This window comes from Streptomyces sp. NBC_01276 (genome assembly GCF_041435355.1).
In the GTDB taxonomy this organism is placed as follows: Bacteria; Actinomycetota; Actinomycetes; order Streptomycetales; family Streptomycetaceae; genus Streptomyces.
Genome location: NZ_CP108442.1, coordinates 1267508 through 1288287, shown reverse-complemented (window position 1 = coordinate 1288287; position 20780 = coordinate 1267508). Strand labels below are relative to the sequence as shown.

Genomic DNA, 20780 nt, shown 5'->3' with positions numbered 1-20780 from the left:
GACCCCCACGGTCCACCGAGCGTAGGTCTTCCCCCGCCGATCCGCGCGCAAGGCGGTCGCGGACAACCGGAACCCGACGGCCCCCTCCTCCCGGAGCCCACAACGGAGTAGGGTCGGGCGCCATGGAAGAGCTGCGCGTGGCCGCGATCGCCAGCCTGGCCCCGCTCGAGGAACTCGACGCCGACCCCTTCGCCGTGGACACCCGCGGCCAGCACGCCATGTGCGCGCGCTGGGCCGCCGAGCAGGGCTACGTGGTCACCCGCCACCTGCTCTTCTACGGGCTGCGGGCCGACCACTGCGGGCTCTGGTGCGACGTGGACGCCGGGCAGGTCGACCTGTTCGTCGCCCCCAACCGGCGCGTCCTCGCCCGCGCGCTGCGCTCCGTCGAGGAGTTCACCGCCGAGTGCGCGCGCCGCGGGGTCCGCCTGGAGACCACCGGACTCGACGAACCGCACTACACCACCGCCATGAAGGCCGAGGTGCACCGCCGCCTGTCCATGCCCACCGCCGGATACGACGGCACGTAGGCCGCCCCTTCCGCACACCCCTTCCGCACGCCCGTGGCCCGCGTCCGTGCGCCACCCGTGTCGACCGGCCGGGTCCACGGCCCTGTGCGACGCTGGCGAGGGGACCGCGGGCGGGGCGCGGACCGTGGAGCGAGGCGGGTGCGGCGTGAGGCGAGGGCGGTGGCGGGCCGCGGGCGGCGCGCTGGTACGGGTGCTCGTCGTGTGGGCGGTGTCCACCCTCACCATGCTCGCGCTCGCCGCGCTCCTGCCCGATTTCCGCCTCCAGTCGGCCGACGGCGACAGCGTCACCCGGGTCGGGCTGACCGCCGCCTGGGCCGCCGGGGCCTTCGGCCTGCTGAGCGCCCTGGTCTGGCCCGCCCTCGTCCGCGCCCTGCTGCTCGTGCCCGCCCTGGTGCTCGGACTGCTGGTGTTCTTCCTCAACGGTTCCCTGCTGCTGATGGTGTTGAACCTGATCCCCGGGGAGCGGGGCGCCGAGGTCGCGCCCGACACCGCGGTGGTCGTCGCGGCGGTGATGTCCGCCGTCGCCTCGGCCACCTCCACCGCCCTCGCGGTACGCGACGACGAGGCCTACCGGCGCCGCCTGTACCGGCTCGCCGACCGCCGCCGGCGCCGCTACGGGACGCCGCGGGGAGGCAGCCCCGGACTGCTGTGCGTCCAGCTCGACGGGGTCGGCTTCGAGGTGCTGCGCCGCGCCGCGGCCGAGGGCCTGATGCCGACGGTGGCGGACTGGCTGGAGCGCAGCCACCGCGTGACGTCCTGGCGCACCGACTGGTCCAGCCAGACCGGCGCGAGCCAGCTCGGCATCCTGCACGGCTCCAACTTCGACGTCCCGGCCTTCCGCTGGTACGAGAAGGACTCCCGCGAGGTGATGGTCTGCAACCGGCCCACCAGCGCGGCCGAACTCCAGCGCCGCGCCGTCGAGCGCACCGGCGACGGCGGTCTGCTCACCCTCGACGGCGCCAGCCGCGGCAACCTGTTCGGCGGGGGCGCCGACCAGCTGGCCCTGGTGCTGTCGGTCGCGGCCCGCCGGGGCCCCGCCCACCGTTCCCGCTCCGGGTACTTCGCCTACTTCTCCGACCCGGCCAACGCGGTGCGCACCACCCTGTCCCTGGCCGCCGAGGTGGTCCGGGAGATCGGCCAGTCGCTGCGCGCCCGTGCCCGGAAGGTGGCGCCCCGGGTCTCCCGCGGTGGCCTGTACCCGCTGATCAGGGCCTTCGCGACGGTCATCGAACGCGACGTGGTCGTCTACGCGGTGCTCGGGGACATGCTCGCGGGCCGCGCCTGCGTCTACGCCGACCTGGTCGCCTACGACGAGGTCGCGCACCACTCGGGACCGCACGGCCGCGACACCGACCAGGTGCTGGCCCGCCTCGACCGGAGCCTGGCGCTGATCGCCCGGGTCGCCGAGCACGCGCCGCGGGAGTACCGGTTCGTCCTGCTGTCGGACCACGGACAGAGCCCCGGGGAGACCTTCCTCGGCCGTTACGGCCTGAGCCTGAAGGACCTGGTCCGGGCAGGCTGCGGGCTGCCCGTCCCGCGCCGGGCCGGCCGGACCCGCAGCGGCGCCGAGGCACGCGCGGCCGTACGGGCCGCCCTGCACCGGCCGGTGGAGGAGGCGGACGAGGAGGCCCGCCCGGAGCCCGGACCGGATCCGCTGGTGCTGGCCTCGGGCAACCTCGGGCTGATCTCCTTCCCCGACGTGCCGGGGCGTGCCTCACGGCAGTGGATCGAACGGGCGCACCCCGCCCTGCTGCCCACCCTGGCGAACCATCCCGGCGTGGGCTTCCTCCTGGTGGACGGGGAGGTGCTCGGGCCGGCCGGGGCGGCGGCCCGGCTGGACGTGCCCGGCGCGGCGGAGGAGCTGCTGGCGGCCTTCGGCCCGGGCGCGGCCGACGCGGTCCGCCGGACGGACTCGTTCCCGCACGTGGCGGACATCATGGTCAACTCCGCGTACGACCCGGAGAGCGGGGCCGTGCACGCCTTCGAGGAGCAGATCGGCTCGCACGGGGGCCTCGGCGGGGAGCAGGGCCGCCCCTTCCTGATGTGGCCGACGGAGCTGTCGGAGCCCGGTCGGGAGCTGGTCGGCGCCGAGGCCGTGCACCACGTGCTGCGCCGCTGGCTGCGCGAGGCGGACGGGCCGCAGGTCCCGCTGACCGGCACCGGCCGGGGTCCGGAGGATCACCGGCCGGACGGCCCGCCGGGCGGAACCCTTCCTTCCGCAGGGGTGTCCGCACCGGACGAAAACCGGTGATTTGGTGCAGTCCCCGGCGTGGTCAACCATGTGCTGACCTGCCCACCATGTGAGACATTCCGAGGCGCACCACCGATGAGCAGCACCGCAGCCCCGCCGACCGAGGTCGACCGGGCCTCCGAAGCCCCCGCGGCCCCCGGGTCCGCCGCCGTCCCGCCGGGCGACCGCCCCGGGGACCGGCACACCCGCCGCTTCGGCCTCCCGATCGCCATCTGCCTGGTCATGGGCAACATCATCGGCGGCGGGATCTTCCTGCTCCCCGCCTCGGTGGCACCCTTCGGCACGGTCAGCCTCGTGGCCTTCGCCGTCCTCACCGCCGGCGCGATCGCCCTGGCCCTGGTCTTCGGCCGCCTCGCCGAGCGCCACCCGCAGACCGGCGGGCCGTACGTGTACGTCCGCGCCGCATTCGGGGACTTCGCGGGATTCCTCGCCGCCTACAGCTACTGGATCACCACCTGGGTCTCCAACGCCGCCCTCGCGGTCGCGGCGGTCGGCTACCTCGGGGTGCTCTTCCCCGCGGTCGGCGCCCACCGGTGGTCCATGTGCCTGGCCGCCCTGGCCGTCCAGTGGCTGCCCGCCCTCGCCAACCTCGCCGGCACCCGGTACGTGGGCGCCGTCCAGCTCGTCGCGACCGTCCTGAAGCTGGCCCCGCTGCTGCTGGTGGCCGTCGGCGGACTGTTCTTCTTCGACCCCGCGAACCTCGGCCCGTTCCGGACCACCGACCAGAGCCCCGTCGGGGCCGTGTCGGCCTCCGCCGCGATCCTGCTCTTCAGCTACCTCGGCGTGGAATCCGCCGCGGTGAGCGCGGGCGAGGTCCGCGACCCCGCCCGCAACGTCGGCCGGGCCACCATCCTGGGCACGGCGGGCGCCGCGGTCGTCTACCTCCTCGGCACCCTCTCCGTCTTCGGGCTGGTCGCCCACGAGAAGCTGGTCTCCTCCCAGGCCCCCTTCTCGGACGCCGTCAACGCGATGTTCGGCGGCACCTGGGGCGGCACGGCCGTCGCCTGCGCCGCGGTGATCTCGATGGTCGGCGCGCTCAACGGCTGGACCCTGCTCAGCGCGCAGACCCCGTACGCCGCCGCCCGGGACGGGCTCTTCCCGAAGGTCTTCGAGACGAGGAAGCGCGGGGTCCCGGTGGTCGGCGTCCTGGTCACGGCCGTGCTGGCCTCCGCGCTGACCGTCTACAACTACACGGCCGGCTCCGCGGGCGTCTTCGAGATGCTGGTGCTGGTCACCACCTTCACGGCCACCGTCCCCTACCTGCTGTCCACCGCCGCACAGCTCTACTTCCTGGCCTCCGGCCGGAGCGAGCGGGTCCGGCGCGGGCAGCTGGTGCGCGACGCCGTCCTCGCCGGTCTGGCCTTCGCCTTCTCGATGTGGCTGGTCGCCGGATCCGGCTACGCGGCCGTCTACCAGGGCGTGCTCTTCCTCTTCGCGGGCGTCCTGCTCTATGCGCTGATGGCCGCCCGCAAACACCGGGCCCCTGCCTGACCTGCGGAGTAGCGTGGTCGGAGGGGACCGCCAGGGGGTCGAAAGGGGGTCGCCATGTCGGCGATCAGGGAGACCATCGACATCTCCCGCAGCCCGGCCGAGGTCTACTCCTACGTGACGGACCCGACGCGCCTGCCGGAATGGCAGGGCAGCGCGGTGTCGGTCCACCCGCTGGGCGACATGCCGGTCCACGTCGGCTCCCGGGTCGAGGTCACCCGGCGGATCGGCAAGCGGGAGTTCCCCACGACCATCGAGTTCCTGGAACTGGACCCGCCCAGGAGCTGGCACCTGCACGGGATCGACGGCCCCGTGCGGCCCGACGTGCGGGGCACCATCGAACCCCTCGGCGACGGCCGGCGCTCCCGGGTGACCCTCGCCATGGACTTCGAGGGCCACGGCATCGGCCGGGCCCTCGTACCGCTCCTCGTGCGGCCCTTCGCCCGCAAGGAGATGCCCCGGGGCGAGGAGAAGCTGAAGCACATGCTCGAACACCCGGCCGCCTGAGGAACGCGGAAGCCCGCGCCGTACGAACGGCGCGGGCTTCCGCGTTCCGCCGCCGGGCCCGCGGGCCCGGCGGCCGACTCAGTCGAGGTAGTCGCGCAGCACCTGCGAACGCGACGGGTGGCGCAGCTTCGACATGGTCTTGGACTCGATCTGGCGGATGCGCTCACGGGTGACCCCGTACACGCGGCCGATCTCGTCCAGGGTCTTCGGCTGGCCGTCGTTCAGGCCGTAACGCATCGAGACGACGCCCGCCTCACGCTCCGAGAGCGTGCCCAGGATCGACTGCAGCTGCTCCTGGAGGAACGTGAACGACACGGCGTCGGCCGGGACGACCGCCTCGGAGTCCTCGATGAGGTCACCGAACTCGCTGTCGCCCTCCTCACCCAGCGGGGTGTGCAGGGAGATCGGCTCGCGGCCGTACTTCTGGACCTCGATGACCTTCTCGGGGGTCATGTCGAGTTCCTTGCCCAGCTCCTCCGGAGTGGGCTCCCGGCCGAGGTCCTGGAGCATCTGGCGCTGCACGCGCGCCAGCTTGTTGATGATCTCGACCATGTGGACGGGGATGCGGATCGTGCGCGACTGGTCGGCCATGGCACGCGTGATCGCCTGCCGGATCCACCAGGTCGCGTACGTGGAGAACTTGAAGCCCTTGGTGTAGTCGAACTTCTCCACGGCGCGGATCAGACCGACGTTGCCCTCCTGGATCAGGTCCAGGAAGAGCATGCCGCGGCCCGTGTAGCGCTTGGCCAGCGAGACCACGAGGCGGAGGTTGGCCTCCAGCAGGTGGTTCTTGGCCCGGCGGCCGTCCTCGACGAGGATCTCCAGCTCGCGCTTGAACGCGGGCTTGTGGTCCTCCTCCTCTTCGAGCTTGTACTCGGAGAAGAGACCCGCCTCGATGCGCTTGGCGAGCTCGACCTCCTGCTCGGCGTTGAGCAGCGGCACCTTGCCGATCAGCTTCAGGTAGTCCTTGACGGGGTCGGCGGTGGCGCCGGCGACCATGACGGTCTGCGCCGGGGCGTCGTCCTCGTCGTCGTCGGACAGCACGAAGCCCTGGGTTCCGGCCGCCTTGGGCGTCTCCTCCTCGGCCTCGTCGGCGAGGTCCTCGACGGCCCAGTCCTCGCCCTCGGCGCCCGGGTTCTCGGCGTCGTCCGCGTCCTTGGCGCCGGCCTTCTTGGTGGCGGCGGTCTTCTTGGTGGCCGTGGCCTTCTTGGCCGCGGTCTTCTTGACCGTGCGCTTCTTCGGCTCGGCGGCGGCCTCGGCCGTCGCCTCGTCCCCGGTGGCGGCGGCCGACGGAGCGGATATCGCCGCCGCGGTGGCGGGGGCCGTGGCCGAGGTCTTGCGCGCGCCGATGGGGCGCGGCGGGGCGGCCTTCTTCGTCACGGTGCGGGCGGGGGCGGCGGCCGCCTTGCGGGGCTTCTTGGCGGCGGCCTTGGTGGCGGGGGCGGCGCTGACGTGGAGGGCGACACCCTCCTCGTCCAGGACCTGGTTCAGGCTGCGCAGGACCCGCTTCCACTGGTCCACCGGGATGCGGCCGGCCTCGAAGGCCTGGCGCACATCGTCACCGTTGATGTGACCCTGCTCGCGGCCGCGCTCGACGAGCGCGACGAGGGCCTCCGATTCGGCGATCTCCGGAGGGAACGTACGGGACGGGCTGAGCGACACAAGGAGCCTCTCGTTGCGAACAGATAAGGGGTGGGCGGGACATCATCGCGCGAACTCGGGAAACAGACCCGAGGGGGGTCTGTATTCCGGGGCCGCGCGAGGACACCTGTCGGTTCATCGCATGCCCGAGTCGATTCGTTACGCGCTGAATTGAGTGACCTGCGCCACGCTGTGGCCGCGCAACCGATTCCGCGTGGATCCGTCCGCGCCGGATCCACGCCTTCCGCCGGTCCGACCTCAGTCCGTTTTGCGAGCTTCGATCAGGAAACGGGCGGTGTGCGCGACGAACGGGCCCTCGCGCTCGATCCGTTCGTGGAGCTCGCGCAGCCGGTCCCGGTACTGCCCGACCGTGAAGCCGGGCACCATCCAGATCACCTTCCGGAGAAAGTAGATCACGGCTCCGATGTCGTGGAACTCCGTCCGCAGCCGCTCGGAGCGCAGATCGACCACTTCCAGGCCCGCCTTCGTGGCGTCGGCGACCGCGTCGTCGGGGTGGCGGGCGCGGCGCACCTCCTCCGGCTGCGGGCCCAGGAAGTACTCGACGAGCTCGAACACGCTGGCCGGTCCGACCTGCTGCGAGAGGTACGTCCCGCCCGGTGTCAGCACCCGCGCGATCTCCTCCCACCAGATGGTCACCGGGTGCCTGCTCGCGACCAGCTCGAAGGCCTCGTCGCCGAAGGGCAGCGGCGGCTCGTCGGCGTCGGCCACCACCACCGCGCCGAGCGGGTGCAGCAGCCGGGTCGCCCTGTCGATGTTCGGCGGCCAGGACTCCGTGGCCGCCGTCAGCGCGGGAAGGGGGCCCGCGCCCGCCAGCACCTCGCCCCCGCCGGTCTGGATGTCGAGGGCGGACCGGACCCGTGCCAGCCGATCGGCCAGCAGCCGCTGGTACCCCCAGGAGGGCCGCTGCTCGGTGGCCCGGCCGTCCAGCCAGGAGAAGTCCCAGCCGTCCACGGAGACGGTCTCGGCTTCGGCGACGAGATGGTCGAAAGTGCGCGTCATGCCCCGATCGTCCCAGGCCGGGCCCAGGCCGACCACCGGATATGTCGACTAGACTGTGCGACGGGCCGTGACTGGCGTTCGGGTGGATCACCACCGGGGAGCGGCCCGGCGTGCCCACCTCCGTACGTCGACTGCCGCGCGCCTGGGCGATCCGCGATCCGCAGCGACGTTCAGGAGACCCCATGACGACCGCCACCGCCCAGCTGATGGACGGCACCGCCCTCGCCCGCCGCATCTCCGAGCAGACCGCCGCCCTCGCGGCGAAGATCACCGAGCGCACCGGTACCGCGCCCTGCCTCGCCACCGTCCTCGTCGGCGAGGACCCCGCGTCCGTCACCTACGTACGCATGAAGCAGAACCGTTGCGCCAAGGCCGGGATCACCTCCCGCCACGTGGAGCTGCCCGCCTCGACCACCACGGAGGAGCTGGTGGCCGCCCTCACCGAGCTCTCCGAGGACCCGGAGATCAGCGGCATCCTGCTCCAGCACCCCGTTCCGCACCACATCGACGAGCGCGCCGCCTTCGAGGCCATCGCCCCGGGCAAGGACGTCGACGGGGTCACCATGCACTCCTTCGCCGCCATGGGCTTCGGGCTGCCGGGCTTCGTCTCCTGCACCCCCGGCGGCATCATGCGCCTCCTGGAGGCCTACGACGTCGACCTCACCGGCAAGCACGCCGTCGTCGTCGGCCGCAGCGCCATCCTGGGCAAGCCGGCCGGCATGCTGCTGCTGGAGCGCAACGCCACGGTCACCTACTGTCACTCCCGCACCGTGGACCTGCCCTCGATCGTGCGCCAGGCCGACGTGCTCGTCGCCGCCGTGGGCAAGGCCGAGTTCATCCGCGGCGAGGACATCAAGCCGGGCGCGGTCGTGCTCGACGCCGGCTACAACGAGGGCAACGTCGGCGACGTCCACTTCGAGTCGGCCGCCGCCCGCGCCTCCCTGATCACCCCGGTGCCCGGCGGCGTCGGCCCGATGACCATCGCCGTCCTGCTGGAGCAGACGGTGCAGGCCGCGGCGGCGCAGGCCGGCCTGGACCTCGCGGCCCTCTGACCCCCACCGCACGCGACGGCGTACGGAGTACGAACGCCCCGGACCCTTCGGTCCGGGGCGTTCGCCGTGCTCCGGACAGGACGGCCGAGGGGTCACCGCGCCCGGCGGGTCCCGCCGGGCCGGTCCGGGGCCTGCGGACGGCTCAGCCCGCCGCCGGCGCACCCCGGCGGGCCGCCGCGACGATCGGGGACGCGCGGAACTCCCGGGCGAGCGCCGTCAGGGGCTGGGAGCCCAGCCGGTGCGGGACGGCGTCCTTCCGCCCCGTCCCGGCCGCCCGGCCGCCGGAGCCGCCGGAGCCGTTCCGGTCGGCGGCCGCCCGGAGCCGGCAGGCGGCGGCGAGCATGGCGGCGTCCGCCACCACCGAGGCGGCCGGCTCGTCCAGGCCCTGCCGGCGCGCGGCCCCGTACGCCGCCGTGCGCACCTCGGGGTCGAACCAGCCGGCCAGGGCCAGCAGCCCGTCGTCGATCACCGACTCGCGGTGGACCAGCCGGATCCCCACCGGTGACCACCAGGTCAGCGGGACCGTCGTCACGTTGCGGGACGCGAACCCGCGCAGCGCCTTCCACAGCGGACGCAGCCTGCGGTACTGGCTGAAGTCCCGCCAGGCCTCCGAGCCGCCGGCCAGGGGCACGATGAACCCCGCCCCGACCATCACACCGGCCGCGGCGGCCAGCGGCGGTGCCACGTCCGTGGACAGGTGCACCCAGTCGCGGCCGGCCCAGCGGGCGGCCACCGAGGCCCACTTGGCGGCGAGGTAGGACAGGTCCAGCGCCCCGCCGAGCACGATCAGGGCCAGCCCGCTGCGCAACGGTCGCAGCGAGCGGTCCGCCCGCCACAGCCACTTCCCGCACAGCCAGGTCAGCGCCGAGGTGCCCACGGTGTGCGCCACGAGGAAGCAGACGATCATCTCGCGGATCCAGGGCGTCGTGGCGTAGTACGTGTCCAGGTCCTGGAGCCGCTCCACCGGCGCGTCGCCGATCACGAACAGGGCGACGATCGCGACGGCCGCCGCGCCGAAGACGGCGATCGTCCGCCGCGTGGCCCGTCGCACGGCCGCGGGCGGCCCGCCGCGCCACTGCAGGACGAGGACGACGCACGCCCCGGAGAACAGCGTGGCCAGGCAGAACACCAACGGCGCGGAGAAGTTGACCACGCCGGTGAGACGGTTGACCGCCGAGATCGTCGGCGGCGACGCCAGGAAGTTGATGGGGGCGCCCAGGACGAGCAGCGCGCACGCGGTCCGGTTCAGGGGCTGGTCCCAGTCCCGGCGCATGCTCGGGGCCTTGATCAGCAGCGCCAGGACCATCAGGATTCCCGGCAGCTGCACCAGGATCCCGCCGCTCACCGGCCCTGCCCGAGGGGGTCGACGGGGTCCGCCGGGTCCGCCGGGTCCGCCGTTCCGGCCGCAGGGTCCGCGGGTCCGGCCGCCGGGGGGAGCCCGCCGACGGCCCGCTCCCCCGCGGTGAGCGGCGGCACCGGGGACGCGCCCCGGTCCGAAGCGCGCAGTACGTGCCAGAGCACCGACGGGCGCAGCCAGTGGGTGGGCGCGTCGCTCATGGTGATGACGTCGAACAGGGCCGCGGTGAGCACCTCGTCGGTGGTGGCGCCCGTCATCAGCCGCCCGACGTACGCGTCGAGGAGCCCGGCCCCGGGCCGCGGCTCCATGCCGGTGGCCCCCGGGTAGCGGATGTCCTGCGTCGTGGCGAGCTCCCAGGCGGTGCTCACCCGCGGGGTGAGCGCCCGCTGTGCCGCGCGGCCGATGCCGGGGTGGCCGAGCCCCTTCGCCCGGAGCAGCTCCCGTACGGCCAGCAGCCCCTGCGCGGCGACCGACATGCCCTGCCCGTACAGCGGGTTGAAGGTGGCGACGGCGTCGCCGACGGCGAAGAAGCCGTCGGGCAGCTCCGCCTTCTCGAAGAAGACGCGGCGGTTGGCGTTGCCCCGGGTGACGGCGACGTCCGTCAGGGGTTTCCTGCCCTCCAGCAGTTCGCCGACGATCGGGTCCCGCAGCCCCTTGGCGAACGGGACGAACAGGTCGGGGTCCCCGGTCGGCTCGCCGCCCCGGGTGCCGGAGAGGGTGGCCTGCCACCGGCCGTCCTCGACGGGCACGATCGTGGCCGTCCGCCCGGGTACGGGCACGCGGGGGTCGGACTGCACGTTGACGATGGGGAACCCCGCCGCGTGCGCCCCGGCCGGGGCCTCGAAGATCCGCGTCGCGTAGACGAGACCGGAGTCGACCTCGGACCGCCGGATGCCGTTCACGCCGAGCGCCCCGAGCCAGGCCGTGGCCCGCGAACCGCGTCCGCTCGCGTCGATCACGAGGTCGGCGTCCACCGTCCGGTTCCGCTCGTCGGGGGTGTCGACCCGGACGCCGGTGATCCGGGCCGCGGTGCCCTCCAGGCCGCGGACCCGGCTCCGCTGGAGGACGCGGACCCCGTCGAGGCCGGTCACCCGGGCGCGGACCACCGAGTCGAGGAGGTCGCGGCTGCAGGAGATGTTGAACTGCTTCTCCCCGCACCGCGAGATCCAGCCCTGCGCGGTCATGGTGGCCAGGTCCGTGGGCAGACTGCGGCGCAGGGCGCCCGCAGCCGTCCAGTCGTCGGTGATGCCGGGCAGGATCCGCTCGAAGGCGCGCGCCCCGCCCGACCAGAGCAGGTGGGTGTGGCGGGCTTGGGGGAGTCCCCGGCGCGGCGCGGGGCCCTCGGGCAGCACGTCCGCCTCGATGACGGTGACCGTCGCGTGTTCGGCCAGTACGGCGGCCGCGAGGAGGCCGATCAGGCTGCCGCCGATCACGACGGCGTGGCGGGACGCGGATGACTGGTTCATCGTGGGCGTGCTCTCTGTCTGGGGCCGCGGCCGGGGCAGCGGCGCGCGGGGGCGGCGGCCGGTGGGGGCGCCGGTCACCGGCGGGGCGTGGGGCTTCCCCAGCCGAGCGAGGTGCTGATCCGCTCGATCGCCTCGGGGAACCGCTCCTCCCGGGGGCCCTGGAGGTAGGGCCGCAGGAGTTTGCCCAGGTGCAGGCCGAAGGTCTCGGCCCGGATCTCCGCCGGGTCCCCCAGGTCGGCCCGGGCGGCGGCCCGCCGGATCACCGAGGCCAGCCCGGTCTCGGACTCCACGAGTCCGGCGAGGCAGCCGTGGCGCCCCGTCAGGCGGGCGGCGACCGTCATGCCCGGACCGAGGTCGAAGGAGGTCCCCTCCTCCACGTGCCACAGCTCGTGGCAGGCGATGACGAGCTGGTGCTCGGGGCGGGTGTGCGCCTCGATGACGATCAGGTCGCGGTCGTCGAGGTCCAGCCACAGTCCGCTCGCCGAGTCCGGGGGGAACGGGGCGAAGTGGAAGTCGACCGGCCGTCCGGCGCGCCGGCGTTCGAAGGCGGCACAGAGGGCGCCGATGACCCCGGCGACGTCGGTGGGCCGGGTGATCCGCGTGCCGGCCAGCAGGTCGGCGCCGAGCCCGCGCATGGTCCGTGTGGTCCTCATGGCGCCTCATCCCCGACGGGGTGGGGCCGGGCGGCGGCTCGCACGGGGTGATTCTCCATATGTCGACAAGACGTTCGATCAGTTTGTTTTGAGCGCAGCCTAGCCGCCGTTGCCGCCCCCCAACCAGCGCCTCCCGCAATGGCGGCCCCCGGCCGGGCACGCCCGCACCCCGCCATGACCCCGGAGGTAATCGACCCCTTTCCGGGGCGCGGGCACAGTGGGGTCCACGGGCTCCGGGGCCGCGCACTCGGCTCCGGGACCCGCACCCCCGACATCCACCGACCGACCCCGACGGAGGCGACCGGCGACGGCCTCGCCCGCTTCGCGCCGCTCCGGCAGCCGGCGCTGCGCGCGGCCGGCTCAGGGAGCCAGTGAACGCAGGTACTTCACCGTCGCCGGGTCGGCGGGGAGGAAGGTCTCGATGGCCAGCTCGGCGACCGTCACGTCCAGCGGCGTGTTGAAGGTCGAGATCGAGGACACGAAGGACAGCAGGTGCCCGTCGTGCTCGATCAGCAGGGGCAGCGCGATGTACGGGACCGGCTCCTCGCCTCCCTCCCCGCCGTCCGCGCCCCCCGGCCGGTGCGCGTCGGACGCCGGCTCCGGCTCCGGCTCCGGCGGCAACGGGTACGCCGCCACCTCCTCGTGCAGGGCGCGCAACGGCTCCGAGCGCGACAGCGCGATCTGCCGCTCCATCTGCGCCAGCAGATGACCGCGCCACTGGCGCAGGTTGCGGATCCTGGGGGCCAGCCCGCGCGGGTGCAGGGTCAGCCGCATGGCGTTCAGCGGCGGCTCCAGCAGGTCCTCGGGCACCCCGTCCAGCAGCATCGCGATGCCCCGGTTGGCCGCCACCACCGTGTACGTCCCGTCCACCACCAGTGCCGGGTACGGCTCGTAGCCGGTCAGCAGCTGCTCCATGCCCGCGCGCAGGGCTCCCATGGCGGGCGCGTCCAGCGGGGTGTGCGCGTACCGGGGCGCGTAACCGGCCGCCAGGAGCAGGGCGTTGCGCTCCCGCACCGGCACGTCGAGGTGGTCGGCGAGCCGCAGCACCATCTCCTCGCTCGGCCGGGACCTGCCGTTCTCCACGAAACTGATGTGCCGGGACGAGGAGTCGGCGCGGCCCGCCAGCTCCAGCTGGCTGATCCCGCGCCGCTCCCGCCAGGTGCGCAGCAGCATTCCCACACTCGCCGTCGTCATACCCGGACGGTAACCCGGCCCCCTCAGCCCACGTCGAAGACGTTCCGCAGTCCGAGACGGTGGCGCCACAGGTCGTGCCGCCTGGCCGACTCCACCTCGGGGGCCCGGTAGAGACCGGTGACGGTGCACCGGTCCGCCGCCGAACCCTCCCGGTCCAGCAGGGCGTTGACCGCCGCACGGGCCGAGGCGTTGGCGCCCTCCATCGTCGCGAGGTCGATGTCGACCGCCACGTAGTCCCCGCTGAGGAAGAAGTTGGGGACGCGGGTTCCCGCGCTCGGCCGGTTGTGGAAGGTGCCGGTGGGATGGATCAGCAGTTCGTCCTGGTTGGTGGGGTGCGGCGTGCCGAGGCTGTCGACCCCCGGGTCCAGGAACCAGGAGTGCAGCGTGGCGTCCCGGAGCGGAGCGGCCCCGGTGTCGTTCAGGGAGGCCTTCAGCTGCGCCCACACCTCGCGGGCCACCTCCTCGCGCGTGCACTCCTTGGCCGTCTTCCCGTACAGGATCCCGGGCCTGTCCCATTCGGAGACGTCCACGGACAGGCAGTCCACGGCCGTCCCGTCGCCGTAGTCGGCGGGGAAGTCACGGGAGGGCCAGTGTTCGGCTTGCTGGATGGCCGTCAACGACCAGGGGGAGTCGATGCAGTTGAGGTGTCCGTGGACGAGCGGGGCGCGTTCGGTGAGGTAGAACTGGATGCCGGTCATCCAGTCCGTCCGGAGCGCGTCGCAGCGCCCCAGCATCGGGTCCGCGGCCCGCAGGGCCGGGCTCCAGGTGCGGCGGGCGTGTTCGACGGGCAGCGCGCTGACGTAGTGGTCGGCGGTGACCGTGCGGCGCGCCCCGGACGGCTCCAGCACCGCGACCCCGCTCACCCGGCCGCCGTCGCAGCGGACCTCCTCGACGGTCCAGCCGATCCTGAACTCCACTCCGAGGGAGCGCAGATGGGTCTCCCACGGAGTGATCCACGCCTCGTTGGTCGGGAGGTTGAGGATCCGGTCCGGCGGGCCGTCGGCGCCGCGCCCCAGGAGGTTGAAGACGAAGGCCTCGCCCAGGGTGCCCACCGTACGGGTGGAGGCCTCCTCGGCCTTGGTGGCCACGATGTTGCGGGTGACGCCGATCGCCAGGATGCGCTGGTACTCGGTCGACATCCGGGCCGCCCGGGTGAACTCCCACCACGGGGTGCGCTCCCACACCTCCTCGCGACGCTCGTCGCAGCTGGTGAGGAAGACGAGCACGCGGTTGACGAAGTACGCCGTCTCGTGCGCGGGCAGCCGGACCAGGGTCTGCAGGATCCCGGTCAGGGCGCGGCCGATCTCCTCGGGCGTCAGCCCGGCGGGGGAGTGGCCGGGCCAGGGGACGGGGGCGCGCAGGTCCTCGCGTCCGCCCGACCGGGCGAACATCATCTCCCGGGGGGCGACGAGGTTGTCCCACACCCCGTTGGGGTTCCCGGGGAACGGGATGCGCCGCATGGTGTCGGGCAGGTTGTGGTAGATGCCGGGGATGAAGCGGAATCCGTGCTCCGCCGGCAGGGGGCGCCGCCCGCCCCGGGCGCTGCCGGGGACGTCCATGCTGCGGGCCTTGCCCCCGAGCGCCCGGCGTTCGTACACCGTGACGGCGTACCCGCGCTCGGCGAGCTCGTGCGCCGCGGTCATCCCGGCCACCCCGCCGCCGAGGACCGCGACGGTGCGCCGGTCCGCCGCGGCGCCGGCGCCGGAGCCGGCGGCCGCCCGCGCGGTGCCCGCCCCCGCGGCCGACAGGGCGCCCGCCGTGGTCGCCGCCGCGCCCGCGATGAACGCGCGCCTGGAACCGCCCGTACGAGCCGCCATGCCCCGCCTCCTTGTTACCGGTGGTAACGCCTGTCCGGCGCAGGAGCATAGGGCGCCCGCCCGGGGCCCGGAAGCTGCGCGGGAGCACCCGGTCGCACTATGGCGCGAAAGGTTCGATCCGGCGCACCTATGGGAAACTGACCACACGTCACGGGGAAGGAGAACGCGGATGCCAAGCGAACCGCTTTCGCAGAAGGAGATCGAGGACCGGCTGCGGGAACTCCCCGGCTGGTCCTTCGAGGACGACCACATCGTCCGCACCTACCGGCTGGCCACGCACCGGGCCGCCAGTGCGCTGGTCACCCACGTCACCGTGGTGCAGGACGAGTTGAACCACCACTCGGACCTCACCCTGGGCTACGACACCGTGCGCCTGTCGGTGAACAGCCACGACGCCGGCGGCCTGGTCACCGAGAAGGACTTCGCCCTCGCCGAACGCGTCGAATCCCTCGCACCCGCCCACGGCGCGAGCTGACACCCGGCGCCGCCGCCCCGCCCGGTCCCGCGAGGCCCCGACCGGCCCCGCCCGGCCACAGCGCAGGGGCCGGGGCCGCGGCCGGCCAGGGGTCTGCGACGCCGCGCGCCCCGCAGCCGTCCGGCGCGGGTTCACACCGGCTCCAGCCGCCACCACTGCGACGGGGAGTCGGTGTCCTCGCCCTGCCGGGCCCGGCCCTCGGCGTCGGCCTCCAGCGACAGCCCGCTGATGCACGCCACCAGCGACACCACCCCCGGCTCGTCGAGGTGTTCCTCGACGAGCCACTCCTGCGCCCCGAAGGCATTGGCCCGCCACACCTGCACCCGGGCCCCGCTGTCCGTCGAGGCGTTCGCCACGTCCAGGCGCCGCCCGTTGTCCTCGCTCACGACGTGGAAGATCCCGCCGCCGCTGTGCACCGGCGAGATCCGCCACCGGCGGGCGGCGGCGGGCGCGGGCGGCCCGTCCGGGCCCACCCGCACCCGGGAGGCGCCCTCCAGCTGCAGCACCAGGCCGCTCTCCACGTTGCGGATCCGGTAGACCCCGTCCACGAGGTTCACGCGCCCGCTCCTCAGACGTCGAAGACGGCCGGGTCCGGGCCGATCCGGCGGCCCGCCGCGCCCGCACCGAGGGCGGACAGCTCCGCGAGGTCCGCGGCGCCCAGCTCGAAGCCGAACACGTCCAGGTTCTCCCGGATCCGGGAGGGCGTCACCGACTTCGGGATCACGACGTTGCCGAGCTGCAGGTGCCAGCGCAGTACCACCTGCGCGGCGCTGCGGCCGTGCCGGGCGGCGACGGCGGCGACCGCGGGAAGGGTCAGCAGCTCCTTGCCCTGGCCGAGCGGGGACCAGGCCTCGGTGACGATGCCGAGGGAGGCGTGCAGCGCCCGCAGCTCCTCCTGCGGGAACAGCGGGTGCAGCTCGACCTGGTTCACCGCCGGCACCAGGGCGCTCTCGCCGCGGAGCCGCTCCAGGTCCGCCGGGCGGAAGTTCGACACGCCGACGGCCTTGGCCCGGCCGGACGCCGCGATCTCCTCGAAGGTCTTCCAGATGGCGAGGAAGTCGTCGCGCATCGGGCGCGGCCAGTGGATCAGGTACAGGTCGAGGTGGTCGAGGCCCAGCTTGTCGAGCGAGTCGTCGAAGGCCCGCAGCACCTCGTCCCGGCCCCAGCGCCGCTTCGGACCGTTCCACAGCTTGGTGGTGACGAACAGTTCCTCGCGCGGCACCCCGGACGCGGCCACGGCGCGGCCGGTGCCGCGCTCGTTGCCGTAGATCGCCGCCGTGTCGATGCTCCGGTAGCCGGCCTCCAGCGCCGTACCCACGGCCCGCTCGGCCTCGGAGTCCGGGACCTGCCAGACGCCGAAACCGAGCTGGGGCATGGCCGTGCCGTTGTTGAGCTTGATGCTGGGGACCTGGTTCACGTCTGGTCGTTCCCTCGGGGTCGGGGCGGTGTGGTCCGTGCCACGGCGTACGACGGGCGACAACCGGCCGCCCGTACGCCCTATTCCCGCCATCGGGGCGGACCTCACAGGCCTCCGCCGGACCCGGCGGCGACCCCGCCCGGACCCGGCGGCGACCCCGCCCGGACCCGGCGCCGACCCGCGCGGACCCGGCGCCGACCCGCGCGGACCCGGCGCCGACCCCGCGCGGACCCGGCGCCGACCCGCGCGGACCTCGCCCGGACCTCGTACGGCCCACCGGGGCGGCGCTCCCGCGGCGTGGTCACCGCGGACCCAGGTACGCCTCCCGCACCAGCGGGTTCGCCCGGACCTCGGCCGGGGTTCCCTCGGCGAGGACCGTACCGAGGTCCAGGACCACCACCCGCGCGCACAGCTCCATCACGAAGGCCACGTCGTGCTCGACCAGCAGCACCGCGCAGCCCTCCTCCCCGGCCAGCCTCCGCACCACCGCGGCGAGCCGCTCCCGCTCCGCCCCCGACAGCCCCGAGGCGGGCTCGTCCAGCAGCAGCACCCGCGGCCGGTCGGCCACCGCGCGGGCCAGCTCCACCATCCGGGCCCGCCCGGCCGGCAGCCCGCTCGGGTACGCGGGCCCCAGGGCCCCGATCCCGCACTCCGCCAGCAGCTCCCCGCCCCGCTCCCGGCGGGCCCGTTCCCGGGCCCGCCGGCCCGGCGCGGCCGGCAGGCCGGCGGCCAGACCGCCCCCGCCGCCCCGCCACTCCTGGGCGACGAGCACGTTGTCGGCCACGCTCAGCTGCCCGAACAACTGTCGGCGCTGGAAGGTCCGGCGCACGCCGTGCCGGGCCCGCCACACCGGGGAACGGCGGGTGACGTCCACCCCGTCGAGGAACATCCGCCCGCGGTCCGGCCGCCGGAGCCCCGACAGCACGTCGAACAGGGTGGTCTTCCCGGCCCCGTTCGGCCCGATCAGCCCGCACACCTCCCCGGCCCGGACCCCGAGGTCCACCCCGGTCAGGGCCCGGACCCCGCCGAACCGCACGCCGACCCCCCGCGCCTCGAACACGTACCCGCTCACCGCGCCACCCCCAGGTAGGCCTCGGTGAGCCGCTCCGCGTCCACCTCGGCCCGCGGGCCGCACCAGGAGACCCGGCCCCGGGCGAGGAAGGCCACGCGGTCGGCGATCCCGAGTACAGCGTCGGCCCTCTCCTCCACCAGCAGCACCGCGCAACCCGCCCCGCGGAGCTCGGTGAGCAGCGCGTACACCTCCTCCACGACGCGCGGAGCGAGGCCGAGCGAGGGCTCGTCGGCGAGCAGCACCGCCGGCGGGCGCTGCAACAGCGGGGCCAGCGACAGCATCTGCTGCTCCCCGCCCGACAGGGCCCCGGCGGCCACCCTGCGCCGCTCCCCGAGCCGGGGGAAACGGTCGTACACGGCCCGTCGTTCCCCGGGGTCCTCGAGGTGCAGGGCGAGGTTCTCCTCCACGGTGAGCGCCGGGAAGATCCCCCGCCCCTCGGGGGCGAGGAGCACCCCGGCCCGGGCGCGGCGTACGGGGCCGTCACGCGTGGCGTCCCGCCCGGCCACGAAGACCGACCCGCCCGTGGCGGGCAGCAGCCCGGCGGCCACCCGGCAGGCGGTGCTCTTCCCGGCCCCGTTGGGCCCGAGCACGGCCAGCACCTCCCCGCGCCGCACGCCGAGGTCCACCCCGCGCAGCACGTTCCCCCCGTCGTAGCCGGCCCGGATCCCGCGCAGCTCCAGCGCGGCCCGGTGGCCGGCCGGTGCCCGGGCGGGGTGCGCGGGGCGCGGAACGCCGCCGGTCGGGGCCGCGCGCCGCGCCCCGGACCCCTCTCCGGGGCGGGACCCCCCTCCCGGGCCGGTGCGCCCGCCGTGGCCCGGGGGCTCGCCTCCGGTGTCGGGAAGGGCCGGGGCGGGGGACCGCCCCGTGGAGCCCGGCTCCGCCCCCGCCACCCCGGCCGGGGAGCCCGCCGGCCGGTCGCCCCCGGCACGGGCCCGGCGTTTCGCCCGGCGCAGCGGAACGGCCGCGCAGTACCCGTCGGGGTCGTTGGCCAGCGCCAGTCCGGCCAGCCCGAACAGGATCACCGGCAGGTGCGCCGACTCCGTCACGTAGTCCGACAGCAGCCGCGGGGCCACCGCGTAGACCAGCCCCGCCACCACCGCGTACGGCGGCCTCCGCACGCCCGCCGCGACCACCACCGCCAGCCACACCAGCCCCGTCATCGCGGTGAAGTCCGTGGCCGTGATCCGGGTGTTGTACGAGGCGTACATCACGCCCCCGAAGCCCGCCAGTCCCGCCGACAGGGTGAACAGCAGCAGCTTCGTGCGCAGCACGGACACCCCCGAGGCCATCGCCGCGGCCGGCGCCGACCGCACGGCCAGCATCGCCCGCCCCGACGGCGAGTCGCGCAGCGCGCTCAGCCCGGCCGCCACCAGTGCGATCAGCACCACCAGCGCCACCCCCAGCGCCCGGTCGTCGGAGAGGTCCACCGGCCCGACCACGGGCCTCGGCACCGCCCACCCGGCGTCCCCGCCCCGCAGCCACCGCATCTGGAACAGCACCTGGTCGGCCAGGAACGCCAGCGCCAGGGTGGCCAGCGCCAGCGACCGCCCGCCGAGCCGCAGGGCCGGCAGCGCGACCAGCGCCCCCAGCGCGGCGGCCACGCAGGTGCCGACCGCCAGCGCCGCCACGAACGGCCAGCCCCGGCTCATCAGCAGCCCCGCCACGAGGGCCGAGGCGGTGACGAAGGTGGCCTGCGCCAGGGAGACCATCGCGCCGAGCCCGGTCACCACCGTGAAGGACAGGAACACCAGGCCGACGGCCAGCCCCTGCGCGAGCAACCCGCTCCAGAAAGGGGTGGTGACGGTGTAGAGGGCCACGCACAGCAGCCCGGCGCCGGCCGCCCACACCCCCCACCGCCGTGCCCACGGGGCCCCGGCCAGATGGTCCGGCGACGGCGCGTCCGCCGGGGCGACCCCGGCGGTGCGCGCCCGCCGGGTGAGCACCAGCAGCCCGCCGAACAGGATCAGGAAGGGCACCGCCGTCCTGAACCCGGTGACGGACTCGGCGAAGGACGCGTACCCGGCGACCAGGTTCTGCAGCACCCCCAGCCCCAGCCCGCCCGCGAACGCCAGCGGCACGGACGCGAACCGCCCGATCACCGCCGCCGTCGCGGACACGAAGAGGAACAGGGTGAAGTCGTGCGCGGACAGCCCCAGCAGCGGGGTCGCCAGCACCCCGGCGAGGCCCGCCAGCCCCGACGCGATCATCCACGCGACCGACGACAGCCGGTCGGCGCTGATCCCGCGCAGCTCGGTCAGGGACCGGTCGTCCACGGCGGCCCGCAGCCGCAGCCCCAGCCGGGTGTGGCGCAGCAGCACCCACAGGGCCGCCGCCACCACCGCCGTGACCACCCAGGTGATCAGCTGGTCGGAGTCGACGCCGACGCCGTCCGCGAGCCGCCACGACCTCGCCGGGCTCGGCCCGACCCCCGGCAGCCCGAACTGGTTCTCCGCCGGCTTGAGCGGCGCGCCCGCGTCCGAGAGCAGCTCCACCGCCCACAGCCCGGCGGCGGGCAGCGCCACCAGCAGGCCGATGGTCGCCACGATCTGCGCGCTCTCCCCGACCCGCGCGAGCCGTCGGAACATCAGCCGGTCCAGCCCCCACCCGAGTCCGGGCGCCAGTCCGCAGACCACCAGCAGGGCCGCCGGGACGGCGGGCCAGCCGAGCCCGGAGTGCAGTTCGTAGAAGACCAGGGCGCACAGGTAGGCGGTGGCCCCGTGGGCGAAGTTGAACAGCCCGGACGCCGAGTACGACAGCACCAGCCCGGTGGCCAGCAGCGCGTACAGGGCTCCGGAGACCAGACCGCTCAGCACGAAGACGAGCAGATCCCCCATGGCGGGCCC

17 protein-coding genes and 1 riboswitch are annotated in these 20780 nt (G+C 74.6%); of the genes, 6 read left to right on the top strand and 11 right to left on the bottom strand.

The window, feature by feature from the left end; genetic code table 11:
• Positions 1-122 precede the first annotated feature (122 nt).
• From OG295_RS05375 to OG295_RS05360, 4 genes are all read left to right on the top strand, one after another.
• On the top strand, positions 123-527 hold the full coding sequence (locus OG295_RS05375) for a hypothetical protein (protein WP_371675800.1): 405 nt from the start codon (positions 123-125) through the stop codon (positions 525-527).
• 145 nt (positions 528-672) lie between these two features.
• Positions 673-2778 carry a phage holin family protein gene (locus tag OG295_RS05370; RefSeq protein ID WP_371675799.1) on the top strand — a complete coding sequence of 702 codons (2106 nt, stop codon included), beginning with the start codon at positions 673-675 and terminating at the stop codon, positions 2776-2778.
• A gap of 75 nt (positions 2779-2853) precedes the next feature.
• On the top strand, positions 2854-4269 hold the full coding sequence (locus tag OG295_RS05365) for an amino acid permease (RefSeq protein WP_371675798.1): 1416 nt from the start codon (positions 2854-2856) through the stop codon (positions 4267-4269).
• Positions 4270-4323: 54 nt separating this feature from the next.
• Complete coding sequence (locus tag OG295_RS05360; protein ID WP_371675797.1) at positions 4324-4773, top strand: SRPBCC family protein; 450 nt, start codon at positions 4324-4326, stop codon at positions 4771-4773.
• Positions 4774-4851: 78 nt separating this feature from the next.
• Here OG295_RS05360 and OG295_RS05355 read toward each other — a convergent pair whose 3' ends face one another.
• Positions 4852-6435, bottom strand: coding sequence for an RNA polymerase sigma factor (locus tag OG295_RS05355; protein WP_266843735.1), 1584 nt, complete (start codon positions 6433-6435; stop codon positions 4852-4854).
• 237 nt (positions 6436-6672) lie between these two features.
• A complete protein-coding gene (locus tag OG295_RS05350) occupies positions 6673-7434 on the bottom strand; it encodes a methyltransferase domain-containing protein (RefSeq protein ID WP_371675796.1) in 762 nt (253 codons plus the stop codon).
• A gap of 57 nt (positions 7435-7491) precedes the next feature.
• A riboswitch (ZMP/ZTP riboswitch) is annotated at positions 7492-7589 on the top strand.
• 27 nt (positions 7590-7616) lie between these two features.
• Between OG295_RS05350 and OG295_RS05345 the strand changes: the two genes are divergently transcribed.
• Positions 7617-8486, top strand: a complete 870-nt coding sequence (locus OG295_RS05345; RefSeq protein ID WP_356218220.1) for a bifunctional 5,10-methylenetetrahydrofolate dehydrogenase/5,10-methenyltetrahydrofolate cyclohydrolase — start codon at positions 7617-7619, stop codon at positions 8484-8486.
• A gap of 142 nt (positions 8487-8628) precedes the next feature.
• On the opposite strand, the gene OG295_RS05340 is transcribed toward OG295_RS05345, so the two are convergent.
• The 5 genes from OG295_RS05340 to OG295_RS05320 all read right to left on the bottom strand — a co-directional run bounded on the left by OG295_RS05340 (position 8629) and on the right by OG295_RS05320 (position 14973).
• Entirely contained in the window at positions 8629-9831 is a 1203-nt protein-coding gene (locus tag OG295_RS05340; RefSeq protein ID WP_371675795.1) for an MAB_1171c family putative transporter, read from the bottom strand.
• The gene (locus tag OG295_RS05335) at positions 9828-11309 is read right to left on the bottom strand and encodes an NAD(P)/FAD-dependent oxidoreductase (RefSeq protein WP_371675794.1); all 1482 of its coding nucleotides are present in this window, start codon (positions 11307-11309) and stop codon (positions 9828-9830) included. The genes OG295_RS05340 and OG295_RS05335 overlap by 4 nt, the downstream gene beginning before the upstream one ends.
• Positions 11310-11383: 74 nt before the next feature.
• Complete coding sequence (locus tag OG295_RS05330; RefSeq protein WP_371675793.1) at positions 11384-11962, bottom strand: toxin-antitoxin system, toxin component; 579 nt, start codon at positions 11960-11962, stop codon at positions 11384-11386.
• 360 nt (positions 11963-12322) lie between these two features.
• Entirely contained in the window at positions 12323-13156 is an 834-nt protein-coding gene (locus OG295_RS05325; protein ID WP_371675792.1) for a helix-turn-helix domain-containing protein, read from the bottom strand.
• A gap of 23 nt (positions 13157-13179) precedes the next feature.
• Entirely contained in the window at positions 13180-14973 is a 1794-nt protein-coding gene (locus OG295_RS05320) for an FAD-dependent oxidoreductase (protein ID WP_371675791.1), read from the bottom strand.
• 169 nt (positions 14974-15142) lie between these two features.
• On the opposite strand from OG295_RS05320, the gene OG295_RS05315 reads away from it, so the two are divergent.
• Positions 15143-15448, top strand: coding sequence for a 4a-hydroxytetrahydrobiopterin dehydratase (locus tag OG295_RS05315; RefSeq protein ID WP_371675790.1), 306 nt, complete (start codon positions 15143-15145; stop codon positions 15446-15448).
• A 131-nt stretch (positions 15449-15579) separates the two neighbouring features.
• Here the strand turns inward: OG295_RS05315 and OG295_RS05310 are convergent, their stop codons facing one another.
• From OG295_RS05310 to OG295_RS05295, 4 genes are all read right to left on the bottom strand, one after another.
• Positions 15580-16005 carry an RICIN domain-containing protein gene (locus OG295_RS05310; protein ID WP_371675789.1) on the bottom strand — a complete coding sequence of 142 codons (426 nt, stop codon included), beginning with the start codon at positions 16003-16005 and terminating at the stop codon, positions 15580-15582.
• 11 nt (positions 16006-16016) lie between these two features.
• Entirely contained in the window at positions 16017-16865 is an 849-nt protein-coding gene (locus OG295_RS05305; protein ID WP_371675788.1) for an aldo/keto reductase, read from the bottom strand.
• 301 nt (positions 16866-17166) lie between these two features.
• Complete coding sequence (locus OG295_RS05300; protein WP_371675787.1) at positions 17167-17937, bottom strand: ABC transporter ATP-binding protein; 771 nt, start codon at positions 17935-17937, stop codon at positions 17167-17169.
• Positions 17934-20771: an ATP-binding cassette domain-containing protein gene (locus OG295_RS05295; protein ID WP_371675786.1), complete on the bottom strand. Its 2838-nt coding sequence runs from the start codon at positions 20769-20771 to the stop codon at positions 17934-17936. The genes OG295_RS05300 and OG295_RS05295 overlap by 4 nt, the downstream gene beginning before the upstream one ends.
• Positions 20772-20780: the final 9 nt, after the last annotated feature.